This window comes from Inquilinus limosus MP06 (genome assembly GCF_000767795.1).
Taxonomy (GTDB): Bacteria; Pseudomonadota; Alphaproteobacteria; order DSM-16000; family Inquilinaceae; genus Inquilinus; species Inquilinus limosus_E.
This window is the reverse complement of record NZ_JANX01000023.1, coordinates 1-23844: the sequence shown is the minus strand read 5'-3', so window position 1 is coordinate 23844 and position 23844 is coordinate 1. Positions and strand designations below refer to the sequence as shown.

At 65.7% G+C, this 23844-nt stretch carries 24 protein-coding genes; 19 read left to right on the top strand and 5 right to left on the bottom strand.

Translation table 11 applies throughout. The annotated features are described in order from the left end of the window. A partial coding sequence (locus tag P409_RS03975) for a LacI family DNA-binding transcriptional regulator (RefSeq protein WP_034831984.1) occupies window positions 1-555 on the bottom strand: 555 nt, incomplete at its 3' end. 121 nt (window positions 556-676) lie between these two features. On the opposite strand from P409_RS03975, the gene P409_RS03970 reads away from it, so the two are divergent. The 3 genes from P409_RS03970 (at window position 677) to P409_RS03960 (ending at window position 3929) form a co-directional block, all read left to right on the top strand. Further along, a complete protein-coding gene (locus P409_RS03970; RefSeq protein WP_034831968.1) occupies window positions 677-1552 on the top strand; it encodes a phytanoyl-CoA dioxygenase family protein in 876 nt (291 codons plus the stop codon). A 144-nt stretch (window positions 1553-1696) separates the two neighbouring features. Beyond that, on the top strand, window positions 1697-3016 hold the full coding sequence (locus tag P409_RS03965; protein ID WP_202964542.1) for an MFS transporter: 1320 nt from the start codon (window positions 1697-1699) through the stop codon (window positions 3014-3016). 34 nt (window positions 3017-3050) lie between these two features. After that, a complete protein-coding gene (locus tag P409_RS03960; protein ID WP_034831965.1) occupies window positions 3051-3929 on the top strand; it encodes a sugar phosphate isomerase/epimerase family protein in 879 nt (292 codons plus the stop codon). A 115-nt stretch (window positions 3930-4044) separates the two neighbouring features. On the opposite strand, the gene P409_RS03955 is transcribed toward P409_RS03960, so the two are convergent. Then, window positions 4045-4431, bottom strand: a complete 387-nt coding sequence (locus tag P409_RS03955; protein ID WP_034831963.1) for a RidA family protein — start codon at window positions 4429-4431, stop codon at window positions 4045-4047. A gap of 135 nt (window positions 4432-4566) precedes the next feature. On the opposite strand from P409_RS03955, the gene mtnK reads away from it, so the two are divergent. From mtnK to P409_RS03910, 9 genes are all read left to right on the top strand, one after another. After that, window positions 4567-5859: an S-methyl-5-thioribose kinase gene (mtnK, locus tag P409_RS03950; protein ID WP_052120004.1), complete on the top strand. Its 1293-nt coding sequence runs from the start codon at window positions 4567-4569 to the stop codon at window positions 5857-5859. Between the two features lie 3 nt (window positions 5860-5862). Then, on the top strand, window positions 5863-6960 hold the full coding sequence (gene mtnA / locus P409_RS03945) for an S-methyl-5-thioribose-1-phosphate isomerase (protein WP_034831960.1): 1098 nt from the start codon (window positions 5863-5865) through the stop codon (window positions 6958-6960). A gap of 195 nt (window positions 6961-7155) precedes the next feature. Further along, the gene (locus P409_RS03940) at window positions 7156-8745 is read left to right on the top strand and encodes an ABC transporter substrate-binding protein (protein ID WP_034831958.1); all 1590 of its coding nucleotides are present in this window, start codon (window positions 7156-7158) and stop codon (window positions 8743-8745) included. Window positions 8746-9030: 285 nt separating this feature from the next. Further along, a complete protein-coding gene (locus P409_RS03935) occupies window positions 9031-10629 on the top strand; it encodes an ABC transporter substrate-binding protein (protein WP_034831956.1) in 1599 nt (532 codons plus the stop codon). Between the two features lie 270 nt (window positions 10630-10899). Continuing rightward, the gene (locus P409_RS03930) at window positions 10900-12498 is read left to right on the top strand and encodes an ABC transporter substrate-binding protein (protein WP_034831953.1); all 1599 of its coding nucleotides are present in this window, start codon (window positions 10900-10902) and stop codon (window positions 12496-12498) included. A gap of 75 nt (window positions 12499-12573) precedes the next feature. Further along, window positions 12574-13584 (top strand): ABC transporter permease subunit, encoded by a 1011-nt coding sequence (locus P409_RS03925; RefSeq protein WP_034831951.1) that lies wholly within the window; start codon window positions 12574-12576, stop codon window positions 13582-13584. Window positions 13585-13639: 55 nt separating this feature from the next. Next, entirely contained in the window at window positions 13640-14539 is a 900-nt protein-coding gene (locus tag P409_RS03920) for an ABC transporter permease subunit (RefSeq protein WP_034831976.1), read from the top strand. A gap of 1 nt (window position 14540) precedes the next feature. After that, window positions 14541-15524 (top strand): ABC transporter ATP-binding protein, encoded by a 984-nt coding sequence (locus tag P409_RS03915; RefSeq protein ID WP_034831948.1) that lies wholly within the window; start codon window positions 14541-14543, stop codon window positions 15522-15524. After that, window positions 15521-16546: a peptide ABC transporter ATP-binding protein gene (locus tag P409_RS03910; protein ID WP_081991234.1), complete on the top strand. Its 1026-nt coding sequence runs from the start codon at window positions 15521-15523 to the stop codon at window positions 16544-16546. Before P409_RS03915 ends, P409_RS03910 begins: the two co-directional genes overlap by 4 nt. 152 nt (window positions 16547-16698) lie before the next feature. Here the strand turns inward: P409_RS03910 and acpS are convergent, their stop codons facing one another. Beyond that, window positions 16699-17139, bottom strand: coding sequence for a holo-ACP synthase (acpS, locus tag P409_RS41480; protein WP_081991232.1), 441 nt, complete (start codon window positions 17137-17139; stop codon window positions 16699-16701). Between the two features lie 95 nt (window positions 17140-17234). Here acpS and P409_RS37755 point away from each other — a divergent pair, with 95 nt between their 5' ends. Genes P409_RS37755 through P409_RS37750 form a run of 5 tightly spaced genes read left to right on the top strand, consistent with a single transcriptional unit; the run spans window position 17235 to window position 20397 of the window. Beyond that, a complete protein-coding gene (locus tag P409_RS37755) occupies window positions 17235-17579 on the top strand; it encodes a hypothetical protein (protein WP_152613232.1) in 345 nt (114 codons plus the stop codon). Continuing rightward, window positions 17576-17944, top strand: a complete 369-nt coding sequence (locus P409_RS36900) for a helix-turn-helix domain-containing protein (protein WP_081991230.1) — start codon at window positions 17576-17578, stop codon at window positions 17942-17944. The genes P409_RS37755 and P409_RS36900 overlap by 4 nt, the downstream gene beginning before the upstream one ends. Continuing rightward, window positions 17944-18960, top strand: coding sequence for an ImmA/IrrE family metallo-endopeptidase (locus P409_RS36895; protein ID WP_081991228.1), 1017 nt, complete (start codon window positions 17944-17946; stop codon window positions 18958-18960). The genes P409_RS36900 and P409_RS36895 overlap by 1 nt, the downstream gene beginning before the upstream one ends. Next, window positions 18960-19640 (top strand): C1 family peptidase, encoded by a 681-nt coding sequence (locus P409_RS03905; protein WP_034831946.1) that lies wholly within the window; start codon window positions 18960-18962, stop codon window positions 19638-19640. The genes P409_RS36895 and P409_RS03905 overlap by 1 nt, the downstream gene beginning before the upstream one ends. Further along, the gene (locus P409_RS37750; RefSeq protein ID WP_152613231.1) at window positions 19612-20397 is read left to right on the top strand and encodes a hypothetical protein; all 786 of its coding nucleotides are present in this window, start codon (window positions 19612-19614) and stop codon (window positions 20395-20397) included. Before P409_RS03905 ends, P409_RS37750 begins: the two co-directional genes overlap by 29 nt. A gap of 2 nt (window positions 20398-20399) precedes the next feature. On the opposite strand, the gene P409_RS36890 is transcribed toward P409_RS37750, so the two are convergent. Both P409_RS36890 and P409_RS37745 read right to left on the bottom strand, forming a co-directional pair. Beyond that, a complete protein-coding gene (locus P409_RS36890; RefSeq protein WP_081991226.1) occupies window positions 20400-21080 on the bottom strand; it encodes a uracil-DNA glycosylase in 681 nt (226 codons plus the stop codon). After that, window positions 21077-22306 carry a nucleoside triphosphate pyrophosphohydrolase family protein gene (locus P409_RS37745; RefSeq protein WP_152613230.1) on the bottom strand — a complete coding sequence of 410 codons (1230 nt, stop codon included), beginning with the start codon at window positions 22304-22306 and terminating at the stop codon, window positions 21077-21079. Before P409_RS37745 ends, P409_RS36890 begins: the two co-directional genes overlap by 4 nt. Window positions 22307-22522: 216 nt before the next feature. Between P409_RS37745 and P409_RS03890 the strand changes: the two genes are divergently transcribed. Beyond that, complete coding sequence (locus tag P409_RS03890) at window positions 22523-23272, top strand: ion transporter (RefSeq protein WP_081991224.1); 750 nt, start codon at window positions 22523-22525, stop codon at window positions 23270-23272. A 309-nt stretch (window positions 23273-23581) separates the two neighbouring features. Continuing rightward, window positions 23582-23844, top strand: a 263-nt coding sequence (locus P409_RS37740; RefSeq protein ID WP_034831942.1) for a terminase small subunit, incomplete at its 3' end; no start/stop codon positions are given.

Genomic DNA, 23844 nt, shown 5'->3' with positions numbered 1-23844 from the left:
GCCGCCGGCCAGGTGCCGCGCCACCTCGACGCCCGCCGCGAAATTGGAGAAGCCGACGGCCATGTCGACCGGGTCGTCCGACAGCTCCCAGGTCTCGACCACCGGTACACCGTGCTGGCGCAGCAGCGTGCGCGCCGCCTCGTCCTGCACCGCGCCGACCAGCACCAGCGCGTCCGGCCGGCGCCCGACCAGGGCGCGCACCAGCTGGTGGCGCTTGTCGTCGGAATAGGCGTAGTCGCCGATCAGCAGGTGCAGGCCCGCCGCCTCGGCCGCATCGGCGACGCCGCGCACGGTCTCGGAGAAGACCGAGTTGCCGATGGTCGGCACCAGCACCGCCAGGATGCCGCTGCGGCGCGAGGCCAGGCTGCTGGCCGACAGGTTGGGCACATAGCCCAGCGCCTCGACCGCGGCGTTGATCCGCGCCAGCGTCTCCGGCGACACCCGCCCCTCGCCGCGCAGGGCGCGCGACACCGTCATCGGTGAGGTGCCCGCCAGCGCCGCCACATCCTCGATGCGTGGCTTCCGGCCCGGCTTCGCTGCTGTCTCGTCTCGCATGGCGCAGACCTTGAAGCGAAGCCGCTGCGATTTGCAAGCCGGCCGAGAGCGTTGACGACTCCATGCGGTAGCGCTACCGTCACATCACGGTAGCGCTACCGAACCCCAAGGGAGAAACGCCATGATCAAGGATGAGGAGGTCGCTGCGTATCGCAGGGACGGGGTGCTGGTGGTCGAGGACGTACTGGACGCGGCGCAGCTGGCCGAGGCGCGGCGGGTGGTCGCCGAGCTCATCGAGGGCTCGCGTGCGGTCACCGCCCACACCGACGTCTACGACCTGGAGCCGGGACATACGGCCGACGCGCCGCGGGTCCGGCGCATCAAGACGCCGCACAAGCACCACCCGCTGTTCTGGGACATCGCCCGGTCGCCCCGGCTGGTGTCGATCCTGCAGGCGCTGCTGGGCCCGGGGGTCCGGCTGCACGGGTCGAAGATCAACCTGAAATCGCCGCAGTTCGGGTCGCCGGTCGAATGGCACCAGGACTGGGCCTTCTACCCGCACACCAATGACGACATCCTGGCCGTCGGCGTCATGCTCGACGACTGCACGGTCGAGAACGGGGCGATGCTGGTGCTGCCCGACACCCATCGCGGCCCGGTCTATGACCACCATTCCGATGGCTATTTCTGCGGCGCCATGGATCCCGAGGCCTGCGGCCTGGACTTCAGCCGCGCCGTGCCGGCGGTCGGCCGCGCCGGGTCGATGAGCTTCCACCATGTCCGGGCCGTGCACGGCTCGGCCCAGAACACCTCGGACAAGCCGCGCGCGCTGCTGCTGTACGAGTTCGCTGCGTCCGACGCCTGGCCGTTGTCGGGCGTGCCGGACCTGGCGGCCTTCGACAGCCGCATCGTGGCCGGCGAGCCGACCACCCGGCCGCGCCTGGCCGATGTGCCGGTGCGCATGCCGCTGCCGCCGGCGCCGCGCCAGGGCTCGATCTACGAGAACCAGACCACGGCCAAGTCGCGCTACTTCGCCGACCGCAAGACCGCGGCCTGAGCCGGCCCCCGGCCTCCGCCTCCGGGTGGGGGCCGGGCGGCGCGAATGATCAATAACCGGCCCAAGCCGGATCAAGGGAGAGGACGCCTTATGGGAAATGCGACCCCGCAGGCGGCGGGCGCGAAGCGCCCGTTGACGCCGGTCATGCTCGCCGCGGCCGTGGGCTCGGCGCTCGAATGGTACGATTTCTTCATCTACGGCACCGCCGCCGCCCTGGTGTTCGGCGAGCTGTTCTTCCCGAAATTCGACCCCAGCACCGGCATGCTGGTGTCGCTGGCGACCTTCGGCGTGGGCTTCCTGGCCCGGCCCTTCGGCGGCCTGCTGTTCGGCCATCTCGGCGACCGCTGGGGGCGAAAGCCGGTGCTGGTCATCACCATCCTGATGGTGGGCGGCAGCACCTTCCTGATCGGCCTGCTGCCGACCTATGACCAGATCGGGCTGTGGGCGCCGCTGCTGCTGGTGCTGATGCGGCTGCTGCAGGGGCTGGGGGCCGGCGCCGAATATGGCGGCGCCGTATTGCTGGCGGTGGAATACGCACCCGAAGGCCGGCGCGGCTTCTTCGGCAGCTTCGCGCCGATGGGCGTGACCGTCGGCAACCTGCTGGCCGCCGGCGTGTTCGGGCTGGTCACCCTGCTGCCGCATGAGGACCTGCTGGCCTGGGGCTGGCGCATCCCGTTCCTGGTCAGCGTGCTGCTGCTGGGCTTCGGCGTGTTCATCCGCATGCGGATCGGCGAGACGCCGGTCTTCGAGGAGACGCAGGAGAAGCAGCCGCCAATCCGGGCGCCGGCCCTGGCCGCGCTGCGCCGCCACCCGCGCAACTTCGCGGTGGTGGTCGGGGCGCGCATGGCCGAGAACGGCCTGGGCTACCTATTTCCGGTCTTCGGCCTCAGCTACATCATCAACACCCTGCACCTGCCGCGCGACGTGGCGCTGCTGGGCGTGTTCGGCGGCAACTTCGTCGAGATCTTCGGCATCCTGTTCTTCGGCTGGCTGTCGGACAAGGTCGGCCGGCGGCCGGTCTATATCGGCGGGGCGCTGTTCTCGGCGATCTTCGCCGTGCCGTTCTTCATGATGCTGAACACCGGCGACACCACCACCATCGTGCTGGCATTCGTCCTGATCATGGGCATCGGCGGCGGCGCCATGTTCGGGCCGCAGGCGGCCTATTTCGCCGAGCTGTTCGGCCCGCGGCTGCGGTTCAGCGGCTTCGCCTTCGCGCGCGAGCTGGGGTCGATCCTGGCCGGCGGCCCCGCCCCTGCCCTGTCGGCGATGCTGGTGATCTGGTTCGACGGCGCGCCCTGGGGCGTCGCACTCTACGTCATCGTGCTGTCTCTGATCACCGTCGCCGCCGTGTGGTGGGGACCGGAGACGCATGAGAGCGACCTGCGGAAGGACTATTCGACGGCGGACGAAAGACGGCCGGACCGCCCGCCCGTCGCCGCCGCGGCCCGGCCGACGGCGTAGCGCCGGCCGCATCCCGCAGAAAGGGAAACGCTCCATGGCCCAACGCTTGCTGGTCCTTCAGTCGCTTTGGGCGATGGAGCGCCGCCATCCCGACGGCTTCGAATGGCCGCTCGACCGGAAGCTCGCCATGATCCGCGACGCCGGCTTCGACGGGGCGGGCGTCCGCTTCGCCGACGATGCCTATGCCCGGCAGGTGACGGGCTTCCTGCGCCACCACGGCCTTGCCTGGCAGGCCCAATGCTACCCCGCCACGGTCGAGGATCTGCGCCCGATCCTCGACCGGGTGCGGGCGCTGGGGGCCGACCATGTGAACCTGCAGCCGGATGTGCGGCCCTACCGGCTGGAGGATTGCTTCCCCTTTATCGAGGGCTGGCAGCGCCTGGCGGCGGGGGCGGGCGTGCCGGTCTATGTCGAGACCCATCGGGATCGGATGACCACGGACCTGATCACCACCCTGCACCTGCTGGATCGCTTCCCCGATCTGCGCCTGACCGCGGACCTGTCGCACTACCTGCTGGGGCGGGAGTTCGCCTGGCCGGTCAGCGCCGAGAACCACGCGCTGATCCACCGCATCCTCGACAACGCCTGGGCCTTTCACGGGCGGGTCGCCAGCCGGGAGCAGATCCAGCTGCAGATCAGCTTCCCGCATCACCGCGACTGGCTGGACCTGTTCATGGGCTGGTGGGAGTACGGCTTCCGGTCGTGGCGCCGCCGCGCCCCGCCGGACGCGACCCTGACCTTCCTGTGCGAGCTCGGCCCCAAGGAATACGCCATGACCGGCCCGGACGGCGCCGAGCTGTCCGATCGCTGGCAGGAGGCGCTGCTGCTGAAGGACATGATCCGGGCGCTGTGGCGGCGGATCGAGCGCGAGGAGCAGGACGCCCAGAGACCGTTTGGAAACGCGCTGGCGTGAGTCGGCTGGTCGTGGTTTCGAGAACCGGCGCGCAACGGACGTTTGAGTCCGTGAGCACCGGAAGCGCAGAAACCGCCATCAGACGGCCGCGCCAGTAGCGCTTCCGAACGGTCTCTCAGGCGGCGGCGATCACCTCGATCTCCACCAGCCAGTCCGGCGACAGCGTCTGCGCCACCAGCGCCGTGGTCGGCACCACATGGCCGTCCAGCGCGGCGATGCGGGCGGCCTGGTTGGCCTCGGCATAGGACGCGTCGCGCAGATAGCTGGTGATCCGGACGATGTTGCGCATGGTCATCCCGGCGCTGGCCAGGATCGTGCGGATGTTCGACCAGATCAGCTCCAGCTGCTGCTCCAGCGTCTTGCCGGGCACGCCCTGCGCGTCGAGGCCCATGGTGCCGGCGACATAGAGGATGCGGTTCGGCTGCCGCACCTCCAGCGCATGGATGTAGTCCGGCGTCGCCGGATAGATGCCCTCGGTCGGGTTGTGAGGAACGGTCTGCATCGCTCTCCTCCCCTTCGCTTGTCCCTGCATCGCACCGATCGGGGCGCGCCCGCAACCGGCCGCGCTTGACAGCGGGGGAGCCGGCTTCGGACACTCCGCCCCGTCCAAGAGCAAGATTGGGGCGGAGGCAGTCGAATGGGCGAGGCGCAGGAGAGCCGGCTGACCGGCGGGCCGGACTACCGGCCGCTGGACGAGGCGTCGATCCGCCCCTATCTGGCCGGCCTGCCCGCGATCCGCGACGCGCTGGGCGGCGACCCGGCCGGCTGGCAGGTCACCGAGGTCGGCGACGGCAACCTGAACCTCGTTTTCATCGTCCGCGGCGCCGCCGGCGGCCTCGTGGTCAAGCAGGCCCTGCCCTATGTCCGGCTGGTCGGCGACAGCTGGCCGCTGCCGCTGGACCGCGCCTGGTACGAATGGCATGCGCTGTCGGAGCAGGCGAGCCATGTGCCCCACCTCATACCGAAGCTGCACCATTTCGACCCGGCCATGGCGCTGATCGTGATGGAATGGCTGACGCCGCACATCATCCTGCGCAAGGGGCTGATCGCCGGCATCCGCTATCCGCTGCTGGCCGGGCATATGGCGGAGTTCCTGGCCCAGACCCTGTTCAAGACCTCCGACCTGCACGCCCCGGCAGCGGCGAAGAAGGCGAAGATGGCGCCGTTCTGCGGCAACACGGCCCTGTGCAGGATCACCGAGGACCTGGTGTTCACCGATCCCTACCGGATCGCGAAGCTGAACCGCTGGACCTCGCCGCAACTGGACGGCATCGCCGCCGAGTTCCGCGCCGACGCCGCCGCCAAGGTGGCGGTGCAGGAGCTGAAATGGGCCTTCCTGACCCGGGCCGAGGCGCTGGTGCATGGCGATCTGCACACCGGGTCGATCATGGTGACCGAGGCGGACAGCCGCGCCATCGACCCGGAATTCGCCTTCTACGGCCCGATGGGCTTCGATGTCGGCGCCCTGCTGGCCAATTTCTTCCTGGCGTATTTTGCCCAGGCGGGACACGCCACGGCCACCGATGACCGCGCCGACTACCGCAGCTGGCTGCTGGTCCAGGCCGAGGCGATCTGGGTGGGCTTCCACAAGCGCTTCCTGGAGCTGTGGCGGGCCGAGAACACCGGCGATGCCTTCACCCGCGAACTGTTCGCCGATGGCGACGGCGCCGTGGCGCTGGACGCCCACCGCAAGGCCGTCATGGCCCGGCTGTTCCGCGACACGGTCGGCTTCGCCGGCGCCAAGATGGTCCGCCGCATCCTGGGCCTGGCCCATGTCGCCGACCTCGAGACCATCGCCGACCCGGATGTGCGCGCCGCATGCGAGACCAAGGCGCTGCGCCTGGCCCGCGCCTTCCTGGTCGAACGCGACCGCTTCACCGGCCCGGCCGATCTGCGCCACGCGGCCGAGACCGTCTTCCGCGAGGGTTGAGCCATGAAGATCGACGGCAAGTCCTACCGCACCATCTGGCCGGCCGAGGATGGCTGGCGGGTGGTGATCATCGATCAGACGAAGCTGCCGCACGGCTTCGAAACGGTGGTGCTGGAGAGCGAGGACCAGGCGGCCCACGCCATCCGCAGCATGCAGGTGCGCGGCGCGCCGCTGATCGGCGCCACCGGCGCCTACGGCCTGGCGCTGGCGCTGCGCGCCGACTCGTCCGACGCCGCCCTGGCCGGCGCCTATGATCGCCTCCTGGCCACCCGCCCGACCGCGGTCAATCTGCGCTGGGCGCTGGACGACGTGCGCGGCCGGGTCGCGGCCCTGAAGCCGGCGGAGCGCGCCGCCGCCGCCTATCGCCGCGCCGCCGAGATCTGCGACGACGACGTCGCCACCTGCCGCGCCATCGGCGAGCACGGCCTGGCCGTGTTCCGCGAGATCTGGGAGAGGAAGGGCCGGCCCGAGCGCCTGAACGTGCTGACCCATTGCAACGCCGGCTGGCTGGCAACGGTCGACTGGGGCACCGCCCTCGCACCGATCTACATGGCGCATGACAGCGGAGTGCCGGTGCATGTCTGGGTCGACGAGACCCGGCCGCGCAACCAGGGCGCCAGCATCACCGCCTTCGAGCTGGGCCGTCACGGCGTGCCGCACACCGTGATCGCCGACAATGTCGGCGGCCATCTGATGCAGCACGGCCTGATCGATCTGTGCATCGTCGGCACCGACCGCACCACCGCCACCGGCGATGTCTGCAACAAGATCGGCACCTATCTGAAGGCGCTGGCGGCGCATGACAACGGCGTGCCGTTCTATGTCGCCCTGCCCTACACCACGATCGACTGGACCCTGACCGACGGTATCCGCGGCATCGAGATCGAGCAGCGCGACCCGCGCGAGCTGAGCCACATCACCGGCCGCACCGCGGATGGCCGGATCGAGACGGTCGGCATCCTGCCGGAGGGCAGCGCCGCCGCGAACTGGGCCTTCGACGTGACCCCGGCGCGCTACGTCACCGGCCTGATCACCGAGCGCGGCGTCTGCCCCGCCAGCCGCGAGGGCCTGGCTGGCCTGTATCCCGACCGGGCGGCTTGAGCGAGCGTGTTGCCTCTCCCGCTTGCGGGAGGGGCCGGAGACGCGAAGCGGCTCCGGGTGAGCGGATTTCGTCGAGGCCAGGACCAGCCCTCACCCGGCCGCCCTGCGAGCGCCCGACCTCTCCCGCATCCGGCGGGGGAGGCAACGCGAAACCAGAATTCTGACCAGACCACGAACCATAACAGGGAGAGCCTCATGTCCCGTTTCCTGAGCGCCACGGCGCTGGCGCTGGTCCTGGCGGCCGGGTCGGCCGAGGCCAAGACGCTGGTCTACTGCTCCGAGGGCAGCCCGGAGAACTTCAACCCGCAGATCAACACCACCGGCACCAGCCTCGACGCCTCTGTCCCGGTCTATGACGGGCTGGTGGCGTTCGAGCGCGGCGGCACCAAGGTGGTGCCGGCCCTGGCCGAATCCTGGGACGTGTCCGACGACGGCACCGTCTACACCTTCCATCTGCGCAAGGGGGTGAAGTGGCATTCGAACGAGAACTTCACGCCGACCCGCGACTTCAATGCCGACGACGTGCTGTTCTCGTTCAACCGGATGTGGAAGGAGGACAGCCCCTATCACAAGGTCTCCGGCGGCTCCTACGACTACTTCGGCGACATGGGGATGCCGGCGCTGCTGAAGGCGATCGACAAGGTCGACGACACCACGGTGAAGTTCACCCTGACCCGGCCGGAGGCGCCGTTCCTGGCCGACATGGCGATGAACTTCGCCCAGATCCTGTCGGCCGAATATGCCGACGCGATGATGAAGGCCGGCACGCCGGAGGATGTCGACCAGGTGCCGATCGGCACCGGGCCGTTCCGCTTCGTGCAGTACCTGCCGGACGCGATCATCCGCTACAAGGCCTTCGACCAGGCCTGGAGCGGCCGTGAGAAGATCGACACGCTGGTCTTCGCCATCACGCCGGATTCCTCGGTCCGCTACGCCAAGCTGAAGGCCAATGAGTGCCAGGTGATCCCGTCGCCGAACCCGGCGGACCTGGCGACGATGCAGAAGGACCCGGCGGTGACGGTGGTCAGCCAGCCGGGGCTGAACACCGGCTATCTGGCCTTCAATGTCACCAGGAAGCCGTTCGACGACGTCCGTGTCCGGCGCGCCATCAACATGGCGGTGAACAAGCAGGCGATCCTCGACGCCGTCTATCTGGGCGCGGGCCAGGCGGCGAAGAACCCGATCCCGCCGACCATCTGGTCCTACAACGACAGCGTCCAGGACTATAAGTACGACCCCGAGGCGGCGAAGAAGCTTCTGGCCGAGGCCGGCCTGGCCGACGGCTTCGACACCGATCTCTGGGCGATGCCGGTGCAGCGGCCCTACAACCCGAACGCCCAGCGCATCGCCGAGCTGATGCAGGCCGACCTGGCCAAGGTCGGGATCCGGGCCAAGATCGTCTCCTATGAATGGGGCGAGTACCGCAAGCGCGCCCAGGACGGCGAGCACCAGATGGCGCAGTTCGGCTGGGGCGGCGACAATGGCGACCCGGACAATTTCTTCAACAACCTGCTGGGCTGCGACGCGGCGCGGCAGGGCGGCGGCAACGTCGCCAAATGGTGCGACAAGGGCTTCAACGACCTGATCATGAAGGCCAAGGTCACCGCCGACCAGGCCGAGCGCACCAGGCTGTACGAGCAGGCGCAGGTCATCTTCCACGACCAGGCGCCGTGGCTGCCGATCGCCCATTCGGTCGAGTACCAGGCGATCCGCAAGGAGGTGCTGAACTATGTCATCACCCCGGTGCGGATCCACGACTTCCGGGGCGTCGATATTCAGGAATAGGGCTGACTGCCCTTTTCCTCCGTCATTGCGAGGAGGCGAAGCCGGCGAAGCAATCCAGGGGCCGGTGCGCGCCGGCCCCTGGATTGCTCCGCTGCACTCGCAGTGACGGTGTCGTTCCGCGCGAGTCGCGTCAAATGCGACGGACTTTATGCCTGCCGGTCTCATCCGAGACTGTGGCGACGAGCGGGTTGCCGGGCACCGATTGACAGCGCACCCCCAGGTTGCGGTAATCCCCGCAACCTGGGCGCCGCGATCGGCGCCCGACCGCTTTAGGGAGAGAACCCCATGTCCCGCTTCCTGTCCGCCACGGCGATGGCGCTGGCCCTCGCCGCGGGGATGGCGGCGTCGGCCGAGGCCAAGACGCTGGTCTATTGCTCCGAGGGCAGCCCGGAGAACTTCAACCCGCAGATCAACACCACCGGCACCAGCTTCGACGCGGCGCTGCCGGTCTATGACGGGCTGGTGGCCTTCGAGAAAGGCACCACCAAGGTCGTGCCGGCCCTGGCCGAGTCCTGGGACGTGTCCGACGACGGCACCGTCTACACCTTCCATCTGCGCAAGGGCGTCAAGTTCCACTCCAACGAGAATTTCGCCCCGACGCGCGACTTCGACGCCGACGACGTGCTGTTCTCCTTCAACCGGATGTGGAAGGACGACAGCCCGTACCACAAGGTCTCCGGCGGGTCGTACGACTATTTCGGCGACATGGGCATGCCGGCGCTGCTGAAGTCGATCGACAAGGTCGACGACTACACGGTCAAGTTCACCCTGAACAAGCCGGAGGCGCCCTTCATCGCCAACATGGCGATGAACTTCGCGTCGATCCTGTCGGCCGAGTACGCCGATGCGATGATGAAGGCCGGCACGCCGGAGCAGGTCGACCAGGTGCCGATCGGCACCGGCCCGTTCCAGTTCGTGCAGTACCAGCCGGATGCGCTGATCCGCTACAAGGCCTTCGACCAGGCCTGGAGCGGGCGCGAGAAGATCGACAACCTGGTCTTCGCCATCACCCCGGACGCGGCGGTGCGCTACGCCAAGCTGCAGGCCGGCGAGTGCCACGTGATGCCGTATCCGAACCCGGCCGACCTGCCGGCGATGCAGAAGGACCCGAACCTGAACGTGCTGAGCCAGCCCGGCCTGAACACCGGCTACCTGGCCTTCAACGTCACCAAGAAGCCGTTCGACGACGTCCGCGTGCGCCAGGCCGTCAACATGGCGGTGAACAAGCAGGCGATCCTGGAGGCGGTGTACCAGGGCACCGGCCAGGCGGCGAAGAACCCGATCCCGCCGACCATCTGGTCCTACAACGACAGCATCCAGGACTATAAGTACGATCCGGAGGCCGCGAAGAAGCTGCTGGCCGATGCTGGCTACGCCAACGGCTTCGAGAGCGACCTGTGGGCGATGCCGGTGCAGCGCCCCTACAACCCGAACGCCCAGCGCATCGCCGAGCTGATGCAGGCCGACCTGGCCAAGGTCGGGATCAAGACCAAGATCGTCTCCTACGAGTGGGGCGAGTACCGCAAGCGCACCCAGGCCGGCGAGCACCAGATGGCGCAGATGGGCTGGTCGGGCGACAACGGCGACCCGGACAACTTCTTCGCCAACCTGCTGGGCTGCGATGCCGCGCGCGAGGGCGGCAGCAATATCGCCAAGTGGTGCGACAAGGGCTTCGAGGACCTGATCCAGAAGGCCAAAGCCACCGCCGACCAGGCCGAGCGCACCAAGCTGTACGAGCAGGCGCAGGTGATCTTCCACGACCAGGCGCCGTGGCTGCCGATCGCCCATTCGGTGGTCTACGAGCCGATCCGCAAGGAGGTCACCGGCTACAAGATCATCCCGGTCGGGCTGCACGATTTCCGCGGTGTCGACATCGCCGAGTAAGCCGGCGGCGAAAGCAACAAACGGACGGGGCGGCGGCACTGTGCTGTCCCGTCCGTTTCCTTTTGGCGCCTCACCGGTTTCGATCCGCCGGGTCGCCCGGCACGCCGCTCGCAGGGCGGGCCTATCCTGGGAAGCGATTCGGTTTTGCCAGACATAACCGGCCAGTTGACATCACCCCCGCCCCTTGCGGTAATCCCCTGCAACCCACGGTTTGGGCAATACAGCTATGCGGCAAGCCCAGACCGAAGGATCACCAGAGGGGAGAGTTTCATGTCCCGCTTTTTGTCCGCCACGGCGATGGCGCTTGTCCTCGTCGCGGGGGCGGCGGTGTCCGCCGAGGCCAAGACGCTCGTCTATTGCTCCGAGGGCAGCCCGGAGAATTTCAATCCGCAGATCAACACCACGGGCACCAGCTTCGACGCGTCGGGCCCGATCTACGACCATCTGGTCGAGTTCGTGAAGGGCTCCACCAAGACCGAGCCCGGCCTGGCGGAATCCTGGGACATCTCGGATGACGGCACGGTCTACACCTTCCACCTCCGCAAGGGGGTGAAGTGGCATTCGAACGACAAGTTCACCCCGACCCGCGACTTCAACGCGGACGACGTGCTGTTCACCTTCAACCGGATGTGGAAGGAGGACAGCCCGTACCACAAGGTCTCCGGCGGGTCGTACGACTATTTCAACGACATGGGCTTCCCCGACCTGCTGAAGTCGATCGACAAGGTCGACGACCACACGGTCAAGTTCACCCTGACCAAGCCGGAAGCGCCGTTCCTGGCCGACCTGGCCATGGAATTCTCGTCGATCCTGTCGGCCGAATATGCCGATGCGATGATGAAGGCCGGCACGCCGGAGCAGGTCGACCAGGTGCCGATCGGCACCGGCTCCTTCCAGTTCGTGCAGTACCAGCCGGACGCGCTGATCCGCTACAAGGCCTTCGACCAGGCCTGGAGCGGCAAGGAGAAGATCGACAACCTGGTCTTCGCCATCACTCCGGACGCCGCGGTGCGCTACGCCAAGCTGAAGGCCGGCGAGTGCCACGTGATGCCGTATCCGAACCCGGCCGACGTGCCGGCGATGCAGAAGGATCCGGCGCTGAACGTGCTGACCCAGCCGGGCCTGAACACCGGATACCTGGCCTTCAACGTCACCAAGAAGCCGTTCGACGACGTCCGCGTGCGCCAGGCCGTCAACATGGCCATCAACAAGCAGGCCATTCTCGACGCCGTGTACCAGGGCGCGGGCCAGCCGGCGAAGAACCCGATCCCGCCGACCATCTGGTCCTACAACGACAGCGTCCAGGACTATAAGTACGACCCCGAGGCCGCGAAGAAGCTGCTGGCCGATGCCGGCTACCCGAACGGCTTCGAGAGCGACCTGTGGGCGATGCCGGTGCAGCGGCCCTACAACCCGAACGCCCAGCGCATCGCCGAGCTGATGCAGGCCGACCTGGCCAAGCTGGGGATCAAGACCAAGATCGTCAGCTACGAGTGGGGCGAGTACCGCAAGCGCGCCCAGGCCGGCGAGCACCAGATGGCGCAGCTGGGCTGGACCGGCGACAACGGCGACCCGGACAACTTCCTGAACAACCTCTTGGGCTGCGATGCCGCGCGTGAGGGCGGCTCGAACATCGCCAAGTGGTGCGACAAGGATTTCGAGGCGCTGATCAAGAAGGCCAAGTCGATCAGCGACCAGGCCGAGCGCACCAAGCTGTACGAGCAGGCGCAGGTGATCTTCCATGACCAGGCGCCGTGGCTGCCGATCGCGCATTCGGTGGTCTTCGAGCCGACCCGCAAGGAGGTCGTGGGCTACAAGGTCAGCCCGTTCGGCCGCCACGACTTCAGCGGCGTCGACATCACCGAGTAACACGAGGTAAGGGGGAGCCGGGCGGGGGAGCAGGGGGATGCTCCTCCGCCCGCGTCTTTTCCCGGGCACGAGACCATGTTCCGCTTCATCCTGACCCGCATCGCCATGGCGGTGATCGCCTTCCTGGGGATCACCGCCCTCAGCTTCTTCCTGATCCGGGCCGTGCCCGGCGACCCCGTGCAGGTGCGGGCGGGCGAGCGCGGCATCACGCCCGAGCGCCATGCCGAGCTGATGCACGAGATGGGCCTCGACCGGCCGGTCACGGTCCAGTTCGTCAGCTATATCGGCCAGGTGCTGCAGGGCGACCTCGGCGCCTCGACCACCACGCGGCGGCCGGTGCTGAGCGAGTTCCTGAAGCTGTTCCCGGCGACGATCGAGCTCGGCATCTGCGCCATGATCTTCGCCGTGATCTTCGGCATCCCCGCCGGCATCCTGGCCGCGACCAACCGGTCATCCCCGGTCGACCACGGCATCATGGGCGTCAGCCTGGTCGGCTATTCGATGCCGATCTTCTGGTGGGGGCTGCTGCTGATCCTGATCTTCTCGGTCGGGCTGGGCTGGACCCCGGTCTCCGGCCGGATCTCGGCGATGGTGTTCGTCGAGCCGAAGACCGGCTTCATGCTGATCGACAGCCTGATGTCGGACGAGAAGGGCGCCTTCCTCTCCGCCGTGCGCAGCCTGATCCTGCCGACCGTCGTGCTCGGCACCATCCCGCTCGCGGTGATCGCGCGCATGACCCGCTCGGCCATGCTCGAGGTGCTGAGCGAGGACTACATCCGCACCGCCCGGGCCAAGGGCCTGGGCGTCCGCCGCGTGATCGGGCTGCACGCCCTGCGCAACGCGCTGATCCCGGTGGTCACCGTGATCGGCCTGCAGGTCGGCACGCTGCTCGGCGGCGCCATCCTGACCGAGACCGTGTTCTCCTGGCCCGGCGTCGGCAAATGGCTGGTCGACGCCATCAACCGCCGCGACTACCCGACGCTGCAGGGTGGCATCCTGCTGGTCGCGACACTCGTGATCGTCGTCAATCTGCTGGTCGACCTGGCCTACGGCCTGCTCGATCCCCGCATCCGGCACGTGAAGTAAGCCGATGAGCACAAGCCCCGACCCCAACGCGCCGTTCATCGCCGGCGACCCGGTGATGACGACCTATGCCCCGACCCCGGCCTCGGTGTCGAAGCCGCCCGGCCCCTTCCTCGAATTCTGGCGGTCCTTCAGCGTCAACCGCGGCGCGCTCGGCGGGCTGGTGGTGATCGGGCTGATCATCCTGGTCGCGATCTTCGCCGACGTGCTGGCGCCGCATTCGCCGATCGACCAGGACCGCGCCGCCTTCCTGGTGCCGCCCTTCTGGCAGGACGGCGGCAGCCTGGCCTATCCGCTCGGCACCGACGACATCGGCCGCGACATCCTCTCGCGCCTGATCCACGGCGCCCGGCTGTCGCTGTTCATCGGCGTGATCGTGGTCACGCTGTCGCTGGCCATGGGCCTGCTGCTGGGCCTGGCCGCCGGCTTCTTCGGCGGGCTGGTCGACACCATTGTGATGCGGCTCCTCGACATCATGCTGGCGCTGCCCAGCCTGCTCTTGGCGATCGTGGTGGTGGCGATCCTCGGGCCCGGGCTGGTCAACGCCATGATCGCGGTGTCGATCGTCACCCTGCCCCACTACTCCCGCCTGATGCGCGCCGCGGTCTTGAGCCAGATCCGCCGGCCCTACGTCACCGCCTCCCGCGTCGCCGGCGCCGGCACGCTGCGCCTGATGTTCGCCACCATCCTGCCGAACTGCGTCGCCCCCCTGATCGTGCAGGCGACGCTCGGCTTCTCCTCCGCCATCCTCGACGCCGCGGCGCTCGGCTTCCTCGGCCTCGGCGCCCAGCCGCCGACGCCGGAATGGGGCACCATGCTCGCCTCCTCCCTGCAGTTCCTGCAGCGCGCCTGGTGGGTGGTGACCTTCCCCGGCCTCGCCATCCTGATCACGGTGCTGGCCTTCAACCTGCTGGGCGACGGCCTGCGCGACGCCCTCGACCCGAAGCTGAAGCGCTGACATGGCCCTGCTCGACATCCGCAACCTGACGGTCGAGTTCCCGGCCGGCAAGGGATCGTTCCGCGCCGTCTCCGGCCTCGACCTCACCATCGACCCCGGCGAGATCCTGGGCATCGTCGGCGAATCCGGCTCCGGCAAGTCGGTGACCATGCTGGCGCTGATGGGGCTGGTGGCCTTCCCCGGCAAGGTCACGGCCGACCACCTGGCCTTCGACGGCCACGACCTGCTGAAGCTGTCGCCGCGCCAGCGCCGCAAGATCATCGGCAAGGACATGGCGATGATCTTCCAGGAGCCGATGACCAGCCTGAACCCCTGCTTCACCGTCGGCTTCCAGATCATGGAGGCGCTGAAGGTGCATGAGGGCGGCAGCCGTCGCGCCCGGCGCGACCGCACCATCCAGCTCTTGGCCCAGGTCGGCATCCCGGCGCCGGAGACGCGGATCGACAGCTTCCCGCACCAGCTGTCGGGCGGCATGAACCAGCGGGTGATGATCGCCATGGCGATCGCCTGCCGGCCGAAGCTGCTGATCGCCGACGAGCCGACCACGGCGCTGGACGTCACCATCCAGGCGCAGATCCTGCAGCTCCTGGCCGACCTGCAGCGCGACCAGGGCATGGCCCTCGTCCTCATCACCCACGACATGGGCGTGGTGGCGGAGACGGCGCAGCGCGTCAACGTGATGTATGCCGGCGAGCTGGTGGAGGAGCGCATGGTCGGCGGGCTGTTCGGCCGCCCGCGCCACCCCTATACCGGCGCCCTCCTGGAGGCGCTGCCGGAGCGCAGCACCGGCCATCGGCGGCTGCCGACCATTCCCGGCGTGGTGCCCGGCCCCTATGACCGGCCGGCCGGCTGCCTGTTCAACCCGCGCTGCCGCAACGTGCTGGACCGCTGCCGGGCCCAGCACCCGGACCTGACGCCCGACCGGGACGGGCGCACGCGCTGCTTCAACCCCTTGAGCACCACCCAGCAGGAGGCGCGTTCGTGAACGCCCCCGCCGATTTCCCCGCGAGCTCCCCCGCCCCGGCCACCGCCCGGGCCCAGACCCCGGTCGTCGAGGCGCGGCAGCTGAGCCGCTTCTACGAGGTCAGGACCTCGCCCTTCAAGCCGGCGCAGACGCTGCGCGCCCTGACCGAAATGTCGTTCTCGCTGGAGGCGGGCAAGACCCTCGCCGTGGTCGGCGAGAGTGGCTGCGGCAAGTCCACCCTCGCCCGCGTCGTCACCATGATCGAGCCGCCGACCGGCGGCGAGCTGACCATCGACGGCATCCCGGTGGCCACCGCCGACAGCGCCCAGCGCCGCAAACTGCGCAGCGCGGTGCAGATCGTGTTCCAGGACCCCTACGGCTCGCTGAACCCGCGCAAGAAGGTGGGCGCGATCCTGGAGGAGCCGCTGAAGATCAACACCGCCCTGAAGGCGCCGGAGCGGCGGCAGGCGGCCGAGGCGATGCTGTCGAAGGTCGGGCTGCGGCCGGAGCATTACGACCGCTACCCGCACATGTTCTCGGGCGGGCAGCGCCAGCGCATCGCCATCGCCCGGGCGCTGATGCTGCGGCCGAAGGTGGTGGTGGCGGACGAGCCGGTGTCGGCGCTGGACGTGTCGATCCAGGCCCAGGTGCTGAACCTGCTGATGGACCTGCAGGAGGAGTTCGGCCTGGCCTATCTGTTCATCAGCCACGGCCTGTCGGTGGTGGAGCACATCGCCGACGACCTGGTGGTGATGTATCTGGGCCGGCCGGTGGAGCATGGCACGAAGGAGGCGATCTTCCGCCATCCGCGCCACCCCTACACCAAGGCGCTCTTGGCCTCGACGCCCTTCGTCGACCAGGCCAGGCGGGCCGAGCGCGTGGTGCTGAAGGGCGAGCTGCCCTCGCCCCTGAACCCGCCCCCCGGCTGCGCCTTCCACCGCCGGTGCCCCTACGCGACCGATCTGTGCAGCCAGGACCGGCCGGAGCTGCGGCCGGTGGATGGGCGGATGGTGGCGTGCCATCATGCGGAGCAGGTGGGGTGAGGGGGTAGTTAGAGGTGCTCTCTCCCTCACGATCGTCACGTGAAGATGGGTCTTGTTGGCTACTACTCATCTGACAATAGCTAACTACATGGAGCGACCGCGCCACGTAGTTAGCGTGCCGGCGCATCGATAGGCATTTTGAATCTAAAGAATCAAGTCTTGCTGGGGCTCTCGAACCGTATAACCCGCTCACTTACCTGGAGCCACGCTTCAAGTATTACCAGCGCTTGCGCGAACTCTCCATCATGAGCGATTGATACATGCAGTTTGGGCACGAAGCCCTTACCAACTAAGCGCTTCGCGCGTCTAGCCGCGCCACCGGAGAGTTCGCAGTATGGCTGCCCCGAGCGCCGAGCGAGGATCTCAATATCTGTCCAACGCACCCGGTCTGTGATCCCCGTCCCCAGCGATTTTGCGCAGGCCTCTTTCGCCGCGAAGCGGCCTGCATAGAATTGGTTGGGGCTTCTGTGATGAACGGCTAAGGCCTGCTCGGCGGCGCTGAACAGCCTATCAAGAATAGTTTGTCCACGCCGTCCGATAGCCTCGGCGACCCGGGCCGCGCCGCATATGTCAGTTCCAATTCCGACGATCATCGCTCGTTCTCCAACAGTCAGTCTTTAAAGCGGACAATCAGTGTTTGATTTTCGGACAATCAGTGATATATGTGCATGAGGCTAAGGAGAAGTCCATGGCGACTGTCACTGCCCCACTGATCAAGACGGTACCGCCCTATCCGGCGGCCGATGTTGCCGCTGTGCTCCAGGAAGTGCTGCTAGCTGCGGTCCGGCAGCTATGTCGTCTCAAGGGCCATCCGCTACCGAAGGATGATGAGCAAGTCGTAATCCTGGCCATCGAGATTGACTCGCTCACTGTCGTCGAGCTCTTGTCCAGCCTCGACGATATTCTGCCCTTTAAAGTGACAGAGTCAGTGGTAAAAGCCGGGGGCTATGAGTCGATCGCGGCAGCCGTAAAGCACGTCACGGGTCGAGTCGAAACAAAGTGGAATAGATACCACACTGGAGACAAACCATGACGGCACCTGAACTCTCCGATGGGGAAATTGAACGTCGGCGATTGGGCGAAAGGCTTAAGAAGGCTCGGGAATATGTCGGCTATTCACAAGATGAGGCAGCAAGTTTCCTGAGAGTACCGCGCACTGCGATCACAAATATCGAGTCAGGCCAGCGGAGGGTCGAAGCGCTCGAATTGAAGCGGCTGGCTGAGCTCTATCGCCAACCGGTCAGTCATTTCACGGGAGACAAGGACGACGCTGGCACGACACTGCCCCCCGACGTAGCCCACTTGGCCCGCCAAGCGGCTGCCCTTTCGCCAAAGGACCGAGAGGAGCTGGGTCGTTTCGCAGAATTCCTGAAGATGCGTGCTACAGGAGCAAAGTGATGGCGAACTACGCCGTCGCTATTCGTAGAGCCACCCTAGAAGCTACCCGGCTGCACAGGGACTTGGGTATACAGGCCAAAGCGATACGCGGCGCAGGCCGTGTTGACATATACGACGCGATTGCGCGTCTTAGCGTACCTCTTTTCTTTACAAAACTGGACGGCTTACTTGGAGTATACTTAAAGGAACCTTCACCAGGGATATTGGTCACAACGCAAAGACCTCAGAACCAACAGCGCTTCACTGCAGCTCACGAACTCGGCCACCATTATCTCGGGCACGACCCTAGTCTAGACGATGAAAGCATCCTACGCCGAGCGCCATTCCAAACCCGCACTGGTGATAACCTCCAAGAGGTCGAGGCCGAAGCATTTGCAGCCGCCTTTCTTCTCCCACGATGGCTCTTGGCTTGGCACTGCGAGCGACAAGATTGGACAATTGGCAATCTATCCGACCCAGTAAAGGTCTATCAATTGGCACTACGCGTCGGCACCAGTTTCGGAGCCACGGTCTGGACGTTGCACCGCTACGACGTATTCGACCGCGCCACCGCTCGCTCTATGGCAGCACTACAGGTGAAGCGGATCAAGCAGGAGATCCTGAGAGGTTATGAGCCCGAAAACTATCGCGGCGACGTTTGGCTCATCACCGACCGCGATGCCGACATGCGGATCGATGGTGGACCGGGCGATTTAGTTGTGGTCTGCCTACCCGAACACAGCGGATCAGGCTATTTGTGGCGCGTCGAGACAATCGACGGCGAGGCTCTAACCGTTGTGGCGGATGGACGCGAGGAGATCGACACCGAAGGCATAGGCGGCCCAACTTTACGGCGCATAACGACGGCGGCCCTGGATCGCCGAGCAGGCGAATTGAGGCTGACCGAGGCACGAGCTTGGCAGCCGATGAAGCCATTAAACACCTTTACCGTTCAGTACAACCTCGCCGGGGCTGAATTGCAAGGTTGGTATAGAGACCAGCGACAACAGCATCGCCGGACACTCGAGGCCGCGTGATGGCGCTGACGATCCTTAATGACCTTCGGGCTCGGTTCGGCCCAGTTCGGGACCAGGGCTCGCGCCCCACCTGCCTGGCGTTCGCCGCAAGCGACGCGCATGCGGCACTGCGAGCGCCTTGGAGTCCGCTCTCCTGTGAATTCGTGTTCTATCATGCACAGCGTCGAGCCGGCCGGTCGCCATTTTCCGGCGCGTCGCTGACTTACATGCTGACCGCGCTGAGAACTGACGGGCAGCCTGTCGAAGAGGACTGGCCATATTTAGACTCCCTCCCAGCCAATCTCGACAATTACGGTCCCCCGACGCAGGCCAAGGTGTTTCGGCGTGACGGTGAACCCCGACCAGAAGCCGTGGATGAGATCATTGCTCAACTCGATGCGGGCCGACCGGCCGTGGTCTTGATGATGATTTCAGATGCCTTCTACATGCCAAACGCACAGGGGTTGGTGGTTGCACCGGCTGCCGAGGGACCTGACCCGCTTCGGCGCCACGCGGTGATTGCCGTCGGGCACGGCGTCATCGGAACGGAGCGGATCATTCTCATCCGCAATAGCTGGGGCACCGAATGGGGCCTGGATGGGCACGCTTGGCTGCCCGAAACCTTCATCGCGCCCCGGCTGACGCGGGTCGCCTTACTTACGGAGGACATGGATGTTCCCGGAACGGATCTCGCAGCCTAGCTGTGCCACTGCCTGGCTCGCGGCTTCCCGCGTTGTGGAAGCTCTTCCGGGGCATGAAGCGCATCATGTAGTTGTCGATATTGAGGATCCCGTTACCTTGTCCGCGCGAGACCAAGCGGTGATTTCTGCGCTAGATGCCTATCTAAATGCACATACTGATACTGGCTTCCTCGTGCGCACGGTTGCCAATACCATTTTTCCTCAAGCTACCTACGAAGCCCACGGCGCCCCCGAATTCTACGATATCTATATCAAGAAGGTATTTCCGAAACTGAAGCGTTCGACTCAGGACTGGGGGCGCTACTTCGAGCGTATGATTGCCTATCCAACTTCAGATGGCACGGTAAATTTGCTCGACAAGTTAGTTAGGAAAATGAAACGGAATATCGATGGGGGGAGACCTTATCGCAATATATACGAATTGCCCATCTACAATCCGATAAAGGACGCTGAGGGGCGACCACGTGGCGGACAGTGCCTGAGCTTTCTGAGCTTCAAGCTTGACCGAGACCAGAGACTTCTGCTCTCGGCAGTTTATCGAAACCATTATTACACGGAGAAACTGCTTGGAAATCTGGTTGGCCTCGGCCGCCTAATGCAGTTTGTTGCAAACGAAGTCGGCGTTACGGTCGGACCGTTATCAATACTGTCAACGCACGCCGAGATCGACATTGGCAACGGAACGCGAGCAGACTTAAAGGAACTCCACACCCTATGCTCCCAGATTCTAGCCGACCCGACCTTGAAAGCCGCATGAGGTTAGATCAGCCAATTGGTTTCGGGTTGAGGGGGCTGCTTGAGGCCGTAGTGAGCGTAGGTGCCGCTGAGGAACTCCGTCTGCCCACCATAGCTAGGATGCCGGACCTGCAGCGATTTCACATCGAGGTCGGCGAGTGCTTGTTGCGCATCTCGACCGATCGCCAGGATGGACTTTGGTTGAAGATGGTCGAGAAGCCACATTAGAATCGGGCGGCAAGCCTGCCGCTCCAGGCGGGAATGCGGACGATTTGACATGGGATCGTTCCGCTCGTGTGGATGCAGCGGAAACACATTCCAAAGGAAGATGGGCCGCCGTATGGTCCCCAGGGCCTGCCAAATGACCGTCGCGGTACGCTCTGTGATCGCAGGCCCTCTGGTGGCACGGACGAGTGGCGGTGCGCTGAACAACCGAGCATGCGCCGCCAAGTGCGCCTCGTCGGTTAGAGCCAATCCGGTTCGGCGTCCGCCCCGATATCCCAGATCACGGGCGATCCACAGCGAGTCTACGCCGCTGCTCAACGCCGCTTCTAGTACAAGCGAGAGATTGCGACGGCGGATGGCAGGCGCATTAGCTTCATCGTGATAGTGGCAGGCGTCAGCGTAAGGATTGAAGACGTCATCGAAGCGAAGGTCGGCCAGACGATTAACGAACGCTTCGACAGATACATTGACACTGGTCATTGGATGGGCTCGTACTCTATAGTACGGCGCTCTAGGTCGATCTTGACTGCACCGCCGCGATGGTGGCGCAGCTCCCTAAAAACACGGAAGCCTTCAAGAATTGCGCGTTCCCATTGCCAAAGGGGGCGCGCCTCAACCTCATAGCCGCGAACCAACTCATGGACCGCTTTGAGTAGGCCATAGTCAAGGCTATTGGTGTTGCGGAAGTCGGCATTCCGGGCGCCATGGTTGAAAATCCAGGTTGAGATACCCTCTTCGATGATGCTTGCCCGTGCCCCATCCTCGTTCTCGTCGATATCCGGACGGCTTTTCCTTTTTAACTTTAGGAGCCCCCTAAGCGTTGGTGACCATCCGAGAATGGCTGCAAACGCCAAATGAAAGACGTCGTGGAAGCGGTAGTCATCTGGCTCATGCCGGTTGTCGGTTAGCCGGCTACCAATATTTACGCCATTCATCTGCTGTACAACGTACGGACGCCCACCCACCGTGTGCTCTTTGAACACCATGGTCATCCTAGAGGGAAACTGTTCCTCGGGTGGATAGTCTGCATCGAACAAAGGGCCCCAGTCCGGTTCATCAGGCCAACGGCCGAGCGTCTTAACAATATTGCGACGAGCGGCTTCATCGAGGCTGACCTCGGCATCGTCCGCTGCCGCTAGCAGCGCGCGAAAAATTTCGACGAGATCGGCAGAGAGCACGTCCCGATTAACGGCGATACGGCCACTGCTCCAGTCCTCAAGAAGGTGGCCGACCTTGCCCGCAAGAGCGAGTAGCCGGTGCTCGACCGCTGCCGTGACCATCGGACCTGCAAAGTGCTTGTTTGCACGCTGCAGGTCGGAGAAGGCCGTTGCGCCTGCACGTCCCTGGTAGTCCCAGTTGTCAAGCTTTGCAGGCATGCGCTGGGCGATAACGGATAGTGGGAGACCAGCGCGGAGCGCTGTGTTGGCGAAATACCACAGGCTGTCACCCAGTTCCTCGAGAACGGTATCGTGGTAAGCGATAAAGGCGTCTTTATCGCGCTGCTTCTTTTTCAGAGCGCTGAGCAAGCTGCCGATTTCACCGAAGAGTCCTAAAAGAACGAAGCCCAATCCTTCCGTTCCAGGCCGATCGTTCCGATCGGTCCGGACGGTAAATTGCTGATATTCATCGAGTCCGATCGGGACGTCTGCGTCATCGAATAGCGAACGCTGCGAACGCAGCAATTCCGTTTCCTTTGCCTTGGTCACTTCGAGGCTCCCCACCCCGGCCACAATGCGGCTGAACCACCTAGCAACAAGCTGGCCTGGGGATATGGAATTGATAAAATATACCAGAATACCTGAGAAAATTTATCCATATAGGATGTCACAGAGTGCCTGGCTCGTATAGCCCCGCAATACTCAACGCGGCAGCCAACCGGTCAGGCATCATTCTAAACAAGAACCCACCCCGGAGCCCCCACCATGGACTGGCGAAAGCATGTTCGCACCGCCCTCGACGGCCGGCATCCCGGGCTGGGGCATCGGGTCGAGCTGGGGCTGCACGCGCTGATCCTCTATTCCGCCCTGGAGATGGGGGTCGAGACCCTGCCCCACCTGCCGGGCTGGGCCGCGGCGGCGCTCGCCGTCTCCGAGATCGTCGTCGTCGCGGTGTTCACGCTCGAATACGTCCTGCGCCTCGCCACCGCCCCCGCCCCGGGCGCCTATGCGCGCAGCTTCTTCGGCATCGTCGACCTGCTGGCGATCGCCCCCTTCTATCTCGGCCTGGCCTTCATCGGCATCGGCATCGACCTGCGCGCCGTCCGGGCGCTGCGGCTGCTGCGCCTGGTGCGGCTCTTGAAGCTGGCCCGCTACACCAGCGCCATCGACCGCCTGGCCGCCGCCTGGCGCGTGGTGAAGGAGGAGGTCATCGTCTTCGGCGTGGCGGCGCTGATCGTCCTCTATGTCTGCGCGCTCGTCATCTTCCAGTTCGAGCACGACGCCCAGCCGGAGGCCTTCGCCTCGGTGTTCGACGCGATGTGGTGGGCCGCGGTGACGCTGACCACCGTCGGCTATGGCGACATCTACCCGGTGACGGCGGTCGGCCGGGTGTTCACCGTGCTGATGCTGTTCGTGGCGCTGGGCATCATCGCCATCCCCACCGGGCTGGTGGCCTCGGCCCTGAGCGCGATCCGGACCAAGGAGGCCGAGGGCCGGGAGCCGCCCCGGGAGTGAGCGGGGCAAGGCGGCCGGGGCCACGGGATCCAAGCACCGTCATTGCGACCCCGGCCCTGAGCCGGGGGAAGCAATCCATGCAGCGGCATGAGCGGATCGATGGATTGCTTCGTCGGCTTCGCCTCCTCGCAATGACGGTGAGGGGTCGGGCATTGTGAAAGGACCTCGCCCCTGCGGCACCGGCCCGGAGCGCATATGTTCCTCTTTTGTTCTTGACATGAGGCCGCGTCGCACGCCATAATTCAGGCAGAGTCGAACCACTGCGCCCGCCCGGCCCCGCCGCGGCGGGCTTTTTCATGCGAGGTCGGGATGCGGGCCGATGCGATGGAATGGCTGCCGCTGCGCTGGGAGAATTTCGCCTGGTGCTTCGCGCATCACGGCAACGCCGCCCGCGCGGCGCGGGAGGCCGGGTACTCGCCGCGCAGCGCCGCCCAGGTCGGCTGCGAGATGCTGGGGCGGCCGCAGGTCGTGGTCCGCTGCTTCTGGTACGTGGCGTTCCTGCGGCGCAACGGGCAGCCGCCGGCGCCGGAGGTGGTGCGCCGGCTGGGCGATATCGGCCGGGCCCGCCGCCT